A 16,168-nucleotide genomic window follows, 5' to 3' on the forward strand; every position below is an offset into this window, starting at 1 on the left:
TAATAAAAATACAAAGATTTAGACGAGACTAAAAAATAAATATTTTATAATTATTTGTTCGAGATTACTTTGTGAGTAAGAAAAGGCGGATCTATTCTCAAAAGTGATACATTTGAAGGCAAATTAATTACAGGCTTAATAATACCAGTGGTATCATTAATAATTTTATCAAATTCAATGACTGCAGAAATATCAAATTTTGTAATTTCAGACAATATTCCTACACCTCCTTGAATAACAACAGAAATAATAGGTGGTTCTATTATATGTCCAGCAGGCAAAGAACCATTGACAATATCAACGGCAATATCGTCAATGGTGATTTCGGCAGATTGTTGAACTTCTGCTTTTATTAATACTTTTTTGGGAGTAACTGAAACAACACCTTTCAAAGTATCAATAAGATTAACACTTGCAAGAATTGGAGAATTAATATTATCAAACAAAATGTTTTCTGTTTCCCACTTATTTATTTTGGATACAATTTTATCATTACCTCTAATTTTAACTTTCAATGGATCTATAATTGGTTTCCCAATTAACATAAATCCATCACGTGGGATAATTGTAATTTGTGGATCTACCAATACCTCATATTCTTCAATTTTTCCAGTAATTAGCTGTATATTTTCAGGTAAAACATTGATAGGACTTACATTTTTTAGATATTTTAAGCTTCTTTGTAGGTCGATTTTGTTAATTTTATAAATACTGTCTAATAATACTTCTCTCGAAAGATCAATGTTGCAAATCTTAGCATTATTTAAAAATATTAAATAAAAAAGATTCCAGCCACTTCCTTTGACATCTACGAAAACATTTTCAGGAGGAACATTTTCTAATGCTCGATTAGAAGGTAGGATAATCTTTAAAGGAATTTCGACGATAGTTTGATATTCTGAATTTAATGAAGTGTAACTCCAAAGAGCAATCGCAAAAAGCAACGAACCCCAAAAGGATTTTGACTTATACCAGGCTTTCTTTTTCGTTTTTTGCATATGCTTTTAAAATAAAAAAGGACGTTTTTCAACGTCCTTTAATTTATGTAATTCATTAAATTAATGCAAGTGCTTTATCCAAAGCATTAATCAAATCATTTACGTTTTCAATACCTACAGAAATTCTAACTAATCCATCTGTGATTTTTGCTTGTTTTCTTGCTTCGGCGGACATTCCAGCGTGTGTCATTGATGCTGGGTGCTGGATTAATGATTCAACTCCACCTAATGATACAGCTAAACCAAAAATTTCAATATTATTCATTAATACTTTGCCAGCTTCAATACCGCCCTTCAATTCAAAAGCGATCATTGAGCCAGGACCTTTCATCTGGTTCTGAGCAATATCATATTGTGGATGTGATGTCAAACCTGGGTAACGTACCCATTCAACTTTCGGGTGATTATTCAAATATTCAGCTACTTTTTTAGCATTTTCTTGTTGTTGAAGCACTCTTAACTTTAGAGTTTTTAAACCACGATGAACTAAAAAAGAATTAAATGGGTCAATTGTTCCACCTAAATGATTTAAAATTTTTCTGAAATGAGGATATTCTTCTTCGTTTTTAAGAATTATAATACCAGCCACAACATCAGCATGTCCATTTAGGTATTTTGTCATACTGTGAATAATATAATCTGCACCAAGTTCAAATGGTCTTTGCAAAACGGGGCTCATAAATGTATTATCAACAGCAAACTTTGCACCAATTGATTTTGCGATATTTGAAAGTGCTTGTAAATCACTGATTATTAAAGTAGGATTACCAGGTGTTTCAGCATAAATCATTTTTGTATTAGGTTGAATTGCATTTTTAACGTCATCTAAGTTTGAAGTGTCGACAAATGTAGTGCTTATGCCAAAATTAGGCATTACATTCGCAAGCAGTGTTGCTGTTGCTCCATAACAAGATTCACTACAAATAACGTGGTCTCCTGATTTCAACGTTGCAGCAAATAGGGTATGAACAGCTGCCATACCAGTTGCACATCCTAATGCTTTTGCACCACCTTCGAGAATTGCAACAGCATCTTCCATTGCTTCAACTGTCGGGTTTCTCATTCTTGTGTAAATATAACCTTCTTCTTCTCCTTTGAATAATCTTGCCCCATGGTCAGCATCTTGAAATTTAAAAGTTGAAGTTTGATAAATTGGTGTAACTACTGCTCCTTCTTTTGTTTCTTTGAGCCCAGCGTGAACACATTGTGTCTCAATTCCATAATTTCTTATGTTTTTCAAAACTACCTCCAATATTGAAGAAAAAATAATCTACAAAATTATCAAATCATTGCTTGGTAAGCAAATTAATTAAGTATTTATAATTTATAAAATAAAGAAATTATCTTTTAAATGGGTTGTTTAAATGGTATCTTGCGGTTTCATGAGAAGAATTGTAATCTTTCATTTTTAAGATTTTTTCGTATTGTTTGATTGCGTAATTTCGTTTGCCTTGAATATCCAATATTTTACCAGCATACAAATTTGCCATTACCATAAATCCTGATGGTCCATCTTTATCTAAGATTCGAGAGCCTTCATCGCATTTGTAGAAATATTTTAAAGCATTTTCATAATCACCTCGCTCAAAAAGTGCTACTCCAATATAATACATTGCCTCTCTTGCTGTATATCTCTCATAGCCAAATTGTTTTGCCATACATCGCTTTAAAATTTCACGCCAGGTCTGCTCAAAATCATAATAGTAACCACGTCTAACCTGAATTCTTCCTAAATATCTATGAAAATAAGGGTTATCAGGGTATTTAGAATACAACTCATTAATAATTTCTTCTGCTCGATATATGTCGTTCTCAAACGAATAATAAATCTGCAACAGAACAACTTTTGCTTCAATATTGGCATACTTTGCCGAACGTGCTGCTGCATTAAGTTGCAAAATACCAAGAGCTCGGTCGCCACGCGGTAGAAATGTAGCGAGTGGCTTGATTATAGGATATTTTTCAGGTAAAACTGAGGCAAAATAATTATAAATACCGGTACCGAGCATAATATCATGATTTCCAGGTGCAATTTTTAGAGATTCTATCAATAAGTCATATCCTTCTGCTCCATCTTTGACAGCATTAAGCCAGCTTTCGCGTTGTGTATAGTATCGTCCACGAAAACCTATCGCTCCTGCTTTAAAAAAAAGTGCATTTATATCTTTTGGATTTTCTTTTAGTAAAGTATTGCTAATATCAATTACTTTTTGGATTTTATTTAAAAATATCTTGTCGTATTTTGTTTCATCTTTGAGCAATAAGATTTTCCACCATTCTACCATAGCATCGAGAAAGTAACCAACCGGATGATTAGGATAAATTTTTTGTACTTGTCTAAAGCAGTTTTCAGCTTCGGAAAATTTAACATTATAGATATAATTTACGCCTAATGAAACTAAACTATCAGCATCACTTTTCATTATTGCCCATTGGGAATATCCATTTGATGGGATTATGAATAATATTAAATATATTAGAATTGTGATTTTATGCTTAATTATTTTCATTTTGTTCGTTGATTAGTTTTAAAAATTCATCTTCATTTAATATTGTAATGTTCAATTCTTTAGCTTTATGATATTTAGAACCGGGATTTTCTCCCACAACCACATATGAAGTATTTTTAGATACCGATTTCGTTTCTCTTCCACCATGCTTTTCAACCAATTTTGCAGCTTCAGCTCTTGTCATAGTGCTTAATTCCCCAGTAAAAACGAAGGTTTTACCAGATAATTTATCAGATGTTGATGTTGGCGTCTCATCTATACTAAATTTTAGTCCTCTTTCTTTTAGTTGATTTATTATTAAAAGATTTGACGAATTTTTCAAGAAATCGTAAACAGATGAAGCAATTTTTTCACCGATTTCATATACAGATGAAATATCTTCTTTACTTGAATTTATTAGGTTGTCAATATTCTTAAAATGTCTACATAATATTTTTGAGACAGTTTTACCAACATAACGAATACCAAGTGCGTAAAGCACATTCTCGAATGGTTGATTTTTGCTCTTTTCAATTGCTATTAATAAATTATTTGCTTTTTTGTCGCCCCAGTTCTCTAAGTTTAGTAATTCATCTTTTTTTTCTGCTAAATTATAAATATCACAGATAGAAGTAATAATGTTATTCTCAATTAATGTTTGAATGATTTTTTCACCCATTCCTTCAATATTCATAGCATCACGACTTACAAAATGCTCAATTCTACGTCTTAATTGCCAGGGGCAGTTCGGTTCAATGCAATAATAATTTGCTTCACCCTCAACTCGGATTAATTTACTTTTGATTTTGCAAGGGCAATATTCAGGAAATACATAAGGCTTGATATCAGATGAACGCTTCTCGACTACTGGTGCAACAACTTTTGGAATAACTTCTCCTCCTTTTTCTACAATTACTGTATCACCGATACGAATATCACGCTCTCGAATATAATCGTAATTGTGTAATGTAGCTCTGCTAATTGTGCTACCTGCCAAATATACAGGTTCAAGCTCAGCGACCGGTGTGATAGCACCTGTCCTTCCAACTTGTAAAGTAATATCTTTGAGCAAAGTTTCTTTTCTTTCTGGAGGATATTTAAACGCAATTGCCCAGCGCGGTGTTTTAGATATCGCTCCGAGTTTTTCTTGTTGCTTAATACTGTCTATTTTAATTACTATTCCATCTATTTGGAAATCAAGTTCAAATCGTTTATCTTTCCATTTATTTATATAGTTGAGAATATCTTCAACACTAAAACATCTTTCAGCGTAATTGCTCGCCGGAAGTCCTAATTTATTAATAAGAGAGTAATTTTCAAATTGACTTGTTAATTCAATCTCCTCTGAATATAAATGATAACATACTACTTGCAAAGGTCTTTGAGCAACTACTTTACTGTCAAGTGTTTTGATGGTTCCAGATGCTAAATTTCTTGGATTTGCAAAGAGTTTTTCTCCAAGTTCTTCACGCTGGCGGTTAATTTCAAGAAAATCGCTTTCTTTAATATACACTTCACCACGTACTTCAAAATTCTTTAAAGGTGTGTTACTAAACGTAACTTTGTTGACAACGGTAGGTATTGTTTTGATTGTTAAGATGTTTTGAGTAATATCATCACCTATTGTGCCATTACCACGAGTTGCAGCATATTTTAGTCGAAAATCTTCATAAACTAAAGTAATTGCAGCTCCATCATATTTCAGGTCGGTTGTAAACGAAATATCTTCATTGTCAAGCGATTCCTTGCATCTACGAACAAAATCTTCAATTTCACCTATTGTATAAGTATTGGCAAGTGATAGAAGAGGTATTTTATGTTCAATTTGTCTGAATTCTTTGAGAGGTTCTTCCCCAATTTTTTGAGTTGGGCTATCTTGTCTAATTAGTTCCGGGTTATTTCGCTCTAATTCAAGAAGTTCTTGATAGAGCTTATCGTATTCATAATCACTAATTATTGGTTCGCTTTTTTGGTAATAAGCTTCGTTATATTTATTTAATAAAGCAACTAATTCATTTATTCTTTTTTGAGTATCAATCTTATCAAATAAACTATCCATACTATTTCTCTTCAATTACCAAGGATTTTTACTTTTAGGCGTTTCAATTTTTAAATTATTGAAATACTTGTTTTTAGTTTCCTGTTCCTTAGCTTTTATTATATTCAATATTTGTTCAGATGCTATATTTTTCTCAAAATTATTATTTGAAGTATTATTTGTTTCAGAGTTAGATGTTTTTGTATTCTTATCTACTATTGCTTGATGTTTTATTTTTGCATATACATAATTGTATTTTGATTCATAATTATTGGGACTTAATAAAATTGCATTTTTGAAAAAATACATTGCACTATCATATTGGTGTTGTCCTAAATAAATACATCCTAAATTGAATGAAGAACGGAAAGAAATATTTGTATCCTTGTTTGATAAAAGTTTGTTATAAACATTTTTTGCAATGTCTGATTTACCTTTTTTTTGAAGCTGAACAGCATAATTGAATGTTTCAATTGAATTTTCAAAAGAAAAAGCTGCAATGATAATTGCTAAAAAAAACAAAAATTTAATCTTAGAAATCATGGCTTAATCATTATCTTTTTAATTTCATAATCTTCATTAGGATTATCAGTGTTTGTAATTTTAAGCAAATATACACCCGGTTTAAGCTTGTTTCCAAACTTATCTTGCAAATTCCAGCGGTAACCACCGTCAGAATCTTGTTCTTTTAATGTATTTAGCACTTCTCCGTCAATTGTTAATACTTCGATGATTGCTCTCTTTGTTAGTCCGGCAATTGTGATATATTGATCATTTTGATAAGAGATAGGGTGGGGGTAAATATAGAAATTTCTTAAACTGTTTGATGAAATAACAAATGCAAGAGTGTTCCCGGCTCCTTGTGAAATTTGTTTTCCATCTTTTGAAGTTATTTCCCTGGCAGTTAAATAATAAATATATCCTTTTGGTTTTATTGGGAATTCACTGGATATGGCTAATTCAAATACTCTTCCATCGCCTGGTATCTTATTAACCCCAATAATCTTACCAATTGGTGTAATTAAATAGTTATCTAAATTCAAAGCTGAAGAATCAGGCGGTTCTGAAAACTCGATTTGCAAATAGTTATTAGTGTATAGTTTAAGCTTTGATAAATATAGATAAGGACTTATGCTATCGTATTTGTATTCGAAAGTCAACTCATTCGGTTCGGTATTATTTCCATATTTATCTTTGATGGCTTCACAAATTAATGAATATTGACCGTTTTCAAGGCGATCATATAAATGCAAATATACTTTATTTGATATTGCTATTATTGATTGTATTTTAATAGGTTTTATATTATTTTTTCCGAATAATACAAATTTATCACTTTCTAATCGACCCATCTGTAAAATATCAGAGTAATTCACCACAATTGTCGAACAATTAATTGCTTCTGCAAAAGTTGCTTGGATTAAGTTAGATGTATACAATGTCAAACTATTAGACAAATTACTACTGTTGCTCACATTTTCGGCGTTAATAAAAAATGTATAATACTTATTACTATCTAAATTATCAATGATTGCAAAATTATCACTAAATGAACCAATTTTGATTAAATCATTTGAACTTTCGTTAAGTGCAAAGCAATTGTAACGAGTTGCTTCAGGAACATTGTCCCAATATAACTTTACTGATGAATTACTAAGAACGAAGCCATTCAAATATGGCTCGCTTAAAGTTGGAGTAGAAATAAACTCCCAGAACTCAGTTTTATCGAATGTTGCAAAACCAATTTCCTGTTTTCCATTATTATCAAAATCATAGCAAACTGCCGAATTAGAAAAAGCAAACGGATAATACCATAGAGGTTCAAATTTTCTTAAATTTTTATCCCATTTGAATATATAAAGATTTGGCATAGCTGAAATTATTATTTCATCTCCATTAATGCCATCTAAATTTCCAGCTGCTATTCCATTCCTGTATGAGGCACCTATTCGTGGAACTGTTCCAGCCCGAACTCCATATATGAAAAGACTATCCAGAATATAAAACCCAACTTTGGGGTCGTGTTTTATTACTCTTATATACCATAATCCGTCGGAAGGGTCGTTTCGCCTTGGATAAATGTGATAAGAGGAATGAATAATTTCCGGGATACCATCTCCATCAATATCTGCTTTAGCAACATATTGATTTTCAGAGGCTTTTATTTGCGTGTTGGAATAAATTAATTCAAAAATATTATTGTTGAATTCATAAATAAACGAATGTCCCTCATTGTTCGAATGGTATAAGTTCATTTTTCCGTTATTATCGAAATCTCCAAGAGTAGAGCCTCTCCAAATTCCTATGTTGCTTAATTCTTTGGGTACTTTCGTTTGAGCTATTAATTCATCTTTATTATTATTCCTTGAATAAACAAAAAAACAACTGTCATTATGTGCAATTATCTCATCTTTTCCGTCTCCATCTATATCAAAGAAATGTTCAGCCCAAAAATTATATGTTTGTGAGGAGAATATTTTTTTATGGAATGTTTTTTCGAAACTTTCTGATTGCTCATAAACTGTTGTGTTTCCATTAGCATAAACTAAAAAGTCTGTAAGATGATTGCCGTTATAATCACCAATTCCGGTAACAATACCATTTTCAGAAAGGCTATCGATAATGTTAAATTTGTTATTAGAAAATTCAGCAACAAAAGCATTTTTTATTGTAATCGAAGATATATCATTAAAGATAACATTTGGTCTATTATTTTTGTTAATATCAACAACTTGTGGGAAAAGGAGTGCCCTCGGTAAAGAGTAATCTTTTCTTTTAAAGCTGTATTTGGGAAAAAACATAGGTTTCAAATTGAAAGAAAATTCACTTTCAATAGTATCGCCATTTTCTAAAAATATGCGAGCAATTGCTTCATATTCTTGCTCATAATCAAATTCAGTTATAAGGAAAAGATGGTTTTTTGACTTTTCAATATTTCCAGAAATAATTTTAAATTGTTCAGTTGAATTCTTTTTTCGATATTTTATTAGAGAAAAAGCTTCATATGATGATGAAAAATATACAGATAATACGTTTCTATCATTAAACAAGGTTTCTTTTTGAGCTAACTTTTCAATTTTCAAAGGATTGTTGCTTGAATAAATTTGCACTTGGGTTCTAATTTGCAATTTCTTATTATTTTTTAACTCAACTATTACACTAATTGTATATAAATCATCAGTGTACTTTGAAACATCAAGCAAAAATAAAGTATCATCTAACTTGGAATTAACAAATCTTGTGGAAAGAGTATCCCACTGATTGGGATATTTGCCCTTCCCAATTAATATCTGATATGAATCAAAAAGTGGAGTTAATGTCGAGCCAATAATGGGAAGATATTTCTGATTGTCTTTGTTAACAAGTTCATAGAGCTTTGGAGAGCTAATCTCAATTTTTCCATAATGCAAGTTTTCAAGAGCAGAAGCTACATCTAATATGCCTGCACCCGTATAATAATTCCATCCATCAGGGTCGATATTTTTTGCTGTGCTCATTAGAATAGATTTAATATCATAAAACGTTAAATTGGGGTTTTTCTCAAGCATTAATGCAATTGCAGCAGATACATAAGGAGCAGAAAGGGATGTCCCCGATTTCATTCCATAAGATTTGTTAGGAGTAGTAGTAATTATGCTTTGTGCAGGAGCAAGCACGCAAAGATTGCCGCCAAAATTACTATCTTTCCATCTTTTCCCTTCACTATCTGAGCCTCCGACAGAGATTACTTCTGGATAGTCTGATGGGTAATGTGGAGCATCACTTCCATCATTGCCAGATGAGGCTACCATTATTACACCTTGAGAAAAAGCAAATTTTATTGCATCGTGCATTAATGGAGAAGAATATTTTTCTCCAAAACTAAAATTTAATATTTTAGCACCGTTGAGTGTAGCATATAATATCGCAGTTGCAATATCAGAGGCAGAAGCATTACCTGTAACATCAAAAACTCTGCATGTCATTATTTTTGAGTTGTAAGCGAGTCCACTTATTCCTATTCCATTGTTTTGTTCAGCGGCAATTACTCCCGATACAGCTGTACCATGGTCATATTCATCATTTGGAATTGGATCAGGTGAGCTCCACTCGCCTAAATTGGGAATTAACTGATTGACGAAATCATATCCAATTACATCATCTACAATTCCATTGTTATCGTCATCTATACCGTTTAAATCACCTGAAATACCATTTCTCAGTTCGTTATATTGCCACGGTTCAAAGGTGCCATTCTTATTTAAATCTTCTTTTGTGTTTATCCACAAATTATTTACTAAATCAGGATGATAAAAATCAATTCCAGTATCAATAACACCAATAATAACACCTTTTCCAGTTGCCTGCTTCCATGCATCAAATGCTCGAATTTGATTAAGAGCCCACTGAAAGGATAATTTTTCATCATTAATATCGTTTGAAATATGTAACCTATATTTATAGTTTTTAGTTACGTCAATTACATCAGAATTGTTTGCAATTTCATTAATAAAAACATTTAAATAATCGTCATTTATTTTTATTATATAATACTTAGTCAATTCATTTAATAGTGTATTGTTTGAAAGTGTAGTTTCAAGTCTTTTGGGTAAGTCAAAGAATTTTTTGTATATTATGTTGTTGCTTTGTGTGAACGTTAGATTTTTAAATTTTTGTGGATCTTTGACTTTAACAATAAATTCCACTTCATCGGCATTAGAACTGATTGAATAAAGGACTGTGAGAAAAACATATATAATTAATTTTTTCATATTTACTTGATATGTGTTTAATAAATACAGATAATTTTGAATTTAGTTACATTAGGCTCTAAATATAAAATATACAGCACATAATAAGCAAATTCCCGCCCATAAATAGTCAAGTTTTAATGGTTGTTGCATTATATAATAAGAAAAAGGAATAAAAACGCTCAAGGTAACAACTTCTTGAATGATTTTTAATTGAGCGATATTTAATTGTCCATATCCAATCCTATTTGCGGGAACCATAATCAAATATTCAAAAAAAGCAATGCTCCAACTAATAACTACTGCTTTAAACCAGTGTTCTTTGCTTAATGTCTTTAAATGCCCATACCAAGCATAAGTCATAAATACATTTGAAATAACAAGCATAGAAATTGTTGTGATTATTCTATACATTTTCGATTAACTTATTGTTAGACAAAATATTATCAATTTTAGGATCAACGAAGATGGTTTTTCCTCTTGTAACAACAACCGTTCCTGGATTTGCTCCTTTGGGTTTTCTGATATATTTTCTTTCTGTATAAAAAACTGGGACATAATTTGCATTTCTCAAAGAAGAATAATAGGCTGTAATTTCAGCTGCTTTATGGATGATTTCTGCAGGCACAATCTGTTTCCTGTTTAAAGGTATAATTGCATGCGAACCAGATGCTCCCTTAGTATGTAACCACAAGTCGTGTGGTCGTGCAAACTTGAATGTAAGAATATCGTTATTTTCAGCATTTTTCCCAACCAATAAGGTGAAACCTAAGCCTAAATTGAACTTTTTGAATTTAGAAGCACTTAATTGCTTTGTTTGATTATTGTTTAGTGATATTATTTTGTAAAAAACGAGTTTGTTATGCAAAAGTTTTAATTCATTGTATTTAATAGAAATACTCAATTCACTTGATAATTGTTTGCAAATCTCCAATGAATTCTTTAATTTATTTATTTTATTGACAGTTAAATCGATTTCTTTAATGATTTTTTTTGATTTTTCATAATATTTTTGAGCATTTTCAAGTATTGTTAGTTTTGGGTCAAGTTTGACTAACAGTTTTTCTCCGTTGAAATTTTCTAAACTAATAGCTGCTTGTCCTTTTATTTTTAAGTCATTTTGTGAAATTAACAGATCACCAATTACTTTATATGTGTCGGCTAAATTACTATTTTCTATTCTTTTTTCATATTCTTCAAGTTCTCGAGAGCATTTCTCGTAGTATTTTTGTAATGCTTCAGAGATGATTTTTTTTAGTTTTACTTCGTTAATATACTTTAATTTTAAATGTTTACATTTTTTTATCAAATAAGATATTTTATCTGACTTAAAAATAATATTCTTATGGTTGTTGAGTGGGATTAAAGACAATATTGGTTCGCCATCTGTTTGAATAATGTAATATTCTTTACTCTTTTGCAATTCAATTACTAATTTTTTTGACTGTTCTTCAAGCGTTTCAAATTGATAATTTGTTAGTTCGCAAAGTTTTAAATTTTTGTCAAAATTGCATCTACTTAATATTTCTTCTGCATAATATTTTGTTAGTAGAAAATCTGATTTTGATAATGCTTTGATAATTTGTTCATTGGCAGGTGTATTAGATAATTTATTTAATTCATTGCTTTTATATGTGTAAATATTATCTTCTTTCTGATTTTTCTTATTTAGTTTGAAAATAATATTATTTTCTTTGTCGCATAAAAATAAATTTGCTGAACTTCCTGAAAATAAATGAAAGTATATGGTAAAGTTGATAAAACTAAATTTAATTACTCTATCATTTTTTTCTATCGATATTTTTTGTAGATAGTCCCCTAATAATTCTTGCATTATATTGATAGAATTTTTTTTAGCACGATTAAAATTCGTATCTAAATAAATATGAGAAAAATTATTTTGAGCAGAGAAATGAAGGTAGTATTTATTTTTTCCGTCAAAAAAAGTAAATGTAACCGAATCCTTTTCTTGTGAAAAGATTTCGATAACTTTCATTCCTACTAATAATTCAAATTCTCTTTTCAGATGGAAGAGTGTGTAATAATTGCTAAGCATTAGAATATGTAGCCAAAAATTGCATCAATAATCAATATAGAAGCTGCAGATAAAGTAAATGCCCTGACAGTGCTATTGCCGACACCTTCTGCACCACCTTTTGTGTTAAAACCTATATGAACTCCAATAAGTGCAGTTACACCACCAAATACAGTTGTTTTGAGAAGTCCTAACATAAGTTCTTTCATTTTGAAAAATCTTATTACAGAATCAAAAAATGCTTCGCTTGTAAAATTATACTTAATACTGGAAAGCACAAAACTTCCAAGTAATGCAACAGCATTCGAAAAAATTGCTAAAATGGGCATCATTAATATAATCGCAACGGCTCTTGGCATAGCTAAATATCTATTTTTATCGATTGCCATCATTTCGAGAGCATCAATTTGCTCAGTTACTTTCATTGTACCTATTTGTGCTGCCATCGAACCACCAATTCGTCCTGCAATAACTAAAGCAGTCAGAACAGGGGTAAGTTCTTGAAAAACGGCTGTAGCTATTGAAGAGCCAATAAATGGACGAGCTATACTAATAAAGTTAAATTTTTCAAATAAGCTTGTTGCTTGAAGTGCTGCTATTGCACCTGTGAACGCTCCAATTAGTAAGACTAAAGGCAATGAGTCTGCACCAATTATTGACATCTGTTCCAAAACAAGTTTTTTATCTTTTATTACTCTTGGGAAATACCTAAAAGTAGAAATAAAAAGAATAATAATTTGTCCGAATTCCCTAAAAAAGCGAATGGTTTTTCTACCTATTATTTCAAAAATAAACATCGCAGTATTTTACTAAGTTAATTTCCAAATTTACGAATAAGATAGTACATCACCAATAATTTAGTTGTTTTTGTTATTTTATTAATCATTCTTTTTGTAGTTTTGTATTATGTTTTAATCTAATATATTTGTAATGAAAAAGTTTGCTGTTATAATGGCAGGTGGCTCTGGACTTAGATTCTGGCCCAGGACAAAAGAAAAGCTTCCAAAGCAATTTATTCATTTATGTGGTGATGGAACGTTAATTCAAAATACCTTTAAGCGTTTAGAGGCATATTTTTCGATTGATGATATTTATGTTGTTGTGAATGAAGCTTTTGCATATTTAGTTGAAGAGCAACTCCCAGATTTGCCAAATCAAAATATAATAATTGAACCCTTTGGTAAAAACACAGCACCTGCTCTTGGACTTGTTTCAACAATTCTTTCTCAAAAATATTCTGATGATGATGTTATGTTGGCATTCCCTGCCGACCAGGAAATCTCAAACTTAGGTGAATTTTTTAATAGTTTGGATGTCGCAGTTGAAGCTGCTTATTCAAAAAATTCTATCGTTACAATTGGTATTGCTCCAACTCGACCCGAAACACAGTTCGGATATATCCAATTTAATGAAAACCGTAATTCGCTTGGAGAATTGTTCGAAAATGGAGTGCGATTCTGCACTACATTTGCTGAAAAACCTGATTTAGAAACAGCGAAACGTTTTTTAGAAAGTGGTGATTTCCTATGGAACAGCGGTATTGTTGTTGTCAAGATGGATGTTTTTCGGGATGCCTATTCCGAATATCTTCCTTATTATTTTGAGCAATTAAATACAATAAAAGAGTACCTCAATACAGATAAATTTAGTGAAGAATTAGAAAAAATTTATATGAAATTTAATCCTATTTCTATTGATTACGGGATATTAGAAAAGTCTGACAAGGTTCTTGTTGTGATGTCTTCTTTTAGCTGGTCTGATCTGGGAAATTGGGATGAATTATATAGATTGTCGTTAAAAGATGCCAGAAATAATGTGATAGAAGGTGAAGTGATTTCAATAAATTCTTCAAATTCTTTAATTATTTCAAACAAAAACTTGATTTGTGCAGTTGGAATTGAGGATATTATTGTTGTTGAAGGAGATGATTCTTTACTCATTTGTAAGCGGGGACAGTCTGAGCAGGTGCAGGAACTGATAGAAATTATGCGAAAGAAACAGTTAAAAAAATATTTGTAATCATATGAAGATTTATACTAAAACTGGTGATAATGGAACTACATCACTATTTGATGGTCAGCGTGTTCGAAAAGATAATTTACGTGTAGAAACCTATGGTACTGTTGATGAGTTGAATTCTATTATTGGATTAGCCATTGCTTTTGACGTTCCTCAGCAAATGAAAAATGATTTGATTAGAATTAACAATGATTTGTTTGTGTTGGGTGGTGATTTAGCTACACCGATGAGCATTCAATCAAAAGTGAACCGAATTAATGAACAGCACATTAAATGGCTTGAGAATAAAATTGATGAATATACTGAAATTTTGCCTCCATTAAGGAATTTTATTTTACCGGGTGGAATTCGATCTGCAGCATTTTTACATCAAGCCCGGACGGTTTGTCGCCGTCTGGAAAGAATAGCAGTATCTCTTTCTGAAATAGAAGATATAGGTCAATTTGTTTTAATTTACATAAATAGACTTTCTGATTACTTGTTTGTTGCTGCAAGATTTGCTAATTTCCTCAATAATAAGGAAGATGTAATATGGAATCCGTAAATCTGAATATGAAGAGACCCGATTGGGATCAATTATACATAACAATGTGCTATCTCGTCGGGATGCGAAGTCGTGACCCGCACACACACGTAGGTTCTGTTATAGTAGATTCTGATAATGTGCTTGTATCAACTGGCTATAATTCACTTCCTCGTGGCATAAACATTGATAAAGATGGGAGAAGAGTTTCGCGTGATGATGGTGAAAAATATTTTTGGGTTGAACACGCAGAGCGTAATGCTATTTATAATGCTGCTCGGAGGGGAACAGTTCTTAAAGGTTGCAAAATTTATGTTCCGTGGACGCCCTGTACTGATTGTGCTCGTGCAATTATTCAGACCGGAATTTCTGAGGTTATTATACATCAAAATGGACAAGATTTCTATGATAAAAATACCGATGGGAAATGGGTGGAATCATATAAAAAGGTTGCAAGTATGTTTTTAGAAGCAGGGGTAAAAGTTCGCTATATTGTTTGCGATATTGTTACTCCTGAAATATTTATGAATGGGATTCTATATCCAGCAGCTATTTCATTAAATAAAGATAAAGTTGAATAATTCTTGAAATATATTATGAAAAAAATTATTGTTTTTGGTGGTGCTTCGGCAATAGCTACAGAAGTTGAAAAACTCTTTGCTGCAGAAGGTGCAGAGTTATGTTTACTTGATACAAAAATGACACGATTGGAAGCTGTGCGTAATGACATATTAGCACGCTACAAAACACGTGTTGAATTGATAGAATTCAATGCACTTGATTTTAATACTCACAAAGAAGTTTTCCTTAAAGCTGTTGAAACTCTTGGTGGGGTTGATATTGTGCTGGTAACCTATGGAACTTTACCTAACCAAGAAAAAGCTCAACACGATACTGATTATGCAATTGAGCATTTTAATATAAATGCAACTTCTGTTATTTCCCTATGTTCAATAGTTGCTAATTATTTTGAAGAGAAGCATAGTGGCACTCTGGCTGTTATCTCTTCAGTGGCAGGCGATAGAGGTAGAAAAAGCAACTATCTTTATGGTTCAGCCAAAGGTGCGGTATCATTATTTTTGCAAGGGCTTCGGAATCGTCTCTCAAGTAAAAATGTTTCAGTAATAACTATCAAACCTGGAATTGTTGATACTCCAATGACAGCTCATTTACCCAAAAATTTTCTTTTTGCAAAAGTTGATGTCGTTGGGCGGATAATTTTTGAGGGCATTAATGCTCAAAAGGATATTATTTACGTTCCGGGGTATTGGAGATTAATAATGTGCCTGATTAAACACATTCCTGAAACAATTTTTAAAAGATTAAATCTTTAATT

General features: G+C 31.4%; 13 protein-coding genes. 4 read left to right on the top strand and 9 right to left on the bottom strand.

Going from position 1 to position 16,168, the window contains the following annotated elements:
* Positions 1-50: 50 nt before the first annotated feature.
* From ACY2LT_RS02555 to ACY2LT_RS02595, 9 genes are all read right to left on the bottom strand, one after another.
* Positions 51-998 carry a YbbR-like domain-containing protein gene (locus ACY2LT_RS02555; protein WP_491816163.1) on the bottom strand — a complete coding sequence of 316 codons (948 nt, stop codon included), beginning with the start codon at positions 996-998 and terminating at the stop codon, positions 51-53.
* A gap of 55 nt (positions 999-1,053) precedes the next feature.
* On the bottom strand, positions 1,054-2,238 hold the full coding sequence (locus ACY2LT_RS02560; RefSeq protein WP_491816165.1) for a trans-sulfuration enzyme family protein: 1,185 nt from the start codon (positions 2,236-2,238) through the stop codon (positions 1,054-1,056).
* A 100-nt stretch (positions 2,239-2,338) separates the two neighbouring features.
* A complete protein-coding gene (locus ACY2LT_RS02565; RefSeq protein WP_491816166.1) occupies positions 2,339-3,421 on the bottom strand; it encodes a tetratricopeptide repeat protein in 1,083 nt (360 codons plus the stop codon).
* A gap of 73 nt (positions 3,422-3,494) precedes the next feature.
* The gene (gene ligA, locus ACY2LT_RS02570; protein ID WP_491816168.1) at positions 3,495-5,546 is read right to left on the bottom strand and encodes an NAD-dependent DNA ligase LigA; all 2,052 of its coding nucleotides are present in this window, start codon (positions 5,544-5,546) and stop codon (positions 3,495-3,497) included.
* 15 nt (positions 5,547-5,561) lie between these two features.
* The gene (locus tag ACY2LT_RS02575; protein ID WP_491816169.1) at positions 5,562-6,068 is read right to left on the bottom strand and encodes a tetratricopeptide repeat protein; all 507 of its coding nucleotides are present in this window, start codon (positions 6,066-6,068) and stop codon (positions 5,562-5,564) included.
* Positions 6,065-10,276: a S8 family serine peptidase gene (locus ACY2LT_RS02580; protein ID WP_491816170.1), complete on the bottom strand. Its 4,212-nt coding sequence runs from the start codon at positions 10,274-10,276 to the stop codon at positions 6,065-6,067. The genes ACY2LT_RS02575 and ACY2LT_RS02580 overlap by 4 nt, the downstream gene beginning before the upstream one ends.
* A 51-nt stretch (positions 10,277-10,327) precedes the next feature.
* The gene (locus ACY2LT_RS02585) at positions 10,328-10,669 is read right to left on the bottom strand and encodes a DMT family protein (RefSeq protein ID WP_491816172.1); all 342 of its coding nucleotides are present in this window, start codon (positions 10,667-10,669) and stop codon (positions 10,328-10,330) included.
* Positions 10,662-12,311 (bottom strand): NFACT RNA binding domain-containing protein, encoded by a 1,650-nt coding sequence (locus ACY2LT_RS02590; RefSeq protein ID WP_491816174.1) that lies wholly within the window; start codon positions 12,309-12,311, stop codon positions 10,662-10,664. Before ACY2LT_RS02590 ends, ACY2LT_RS02585 begins: the two co-directional genes overlap by 8 nt.
* A complete protein-coding gene (locus tag ACY2LT_RS02595) occupies positions 12,311-13,087 on the bottom strand; it encodes an MlaE family ABC transporter permease (RefSeq protein ID WP_491816175.1) in 777 nt (258 codons plus the stop codon). The genes ACY2LT_RS02590 and ACY2LT_RS02595 overlap by 1 nt, the downstream gene beginning before the upstream one ends.
* Positions 13,088-13,220: 133 nt before the next feature.
* Here ACY2LT_RS02595 and ACY2LT_RS02600 point away from each other — a divergent pair, with 133 nt between their 5' ends.
* The 4 genes from ACY2LT_RS02600 to ACY2LT_RS02615 are packed head-to-tail and all read left to right on the top strand — an operon-like array spanning position 13,221 to position 16,166.
* Positions 13,221-14,309, top strand: coding sequence for a mannose-1-phosphate guanylyltransferase (locus tag ACY2LT_RS02600; RefSeq protein WP_491816177.1), 1,089 nt, complete (start codon positions 13,221-13,223; stop codon positions 14,307-14,309).
* 4 nt (positions 14,310-14,313) lie between these two features.
* The gene (locus ACY2LT_RS02605) at positions 14,314-14,853 is read left to right on the top strand and encodes a cob(I)yrinic acid a,c-diamide adenosyltransferase (RefSeq protein ID WP_491816178.1); all 540 of its coding nucleotides are present in this window, start codon (positions 14,314-14,316) and stop codon (positions 14,851-14,853) included.
* Entirely contained in the window at positions 14,841-15,413 is a 573-nt protein-coding gene (locus ACY2LT_RS02610; RefSeq protein ID WP_491816180.1) for a deoxycytidylate deaminase, read from the top strand. Before ACY2LT_RS02605 ends, ACY2LT_RS02610 begins: the two co-directional genes overlap by 13 nt.
* A 15-nt stretch (positions 15,414-15,428) precedes the next feature.
* On the top strand, positions 15,429-16,166 hold the full coding sequence (locus tag ACY2LT_RS02615) for an SDR family oxidoreductase (RefSeq protein ID WP_491816181.1): 738 nt from the start codon (positions 15,429-15,431) through the stop codon (positions 16,164-16,166).
* Positions 16,167-16,168: the final 2 nt, after the last annotated feature.

The organism is Eximiradius proteiniborus, from assembly GCF_058546985.1.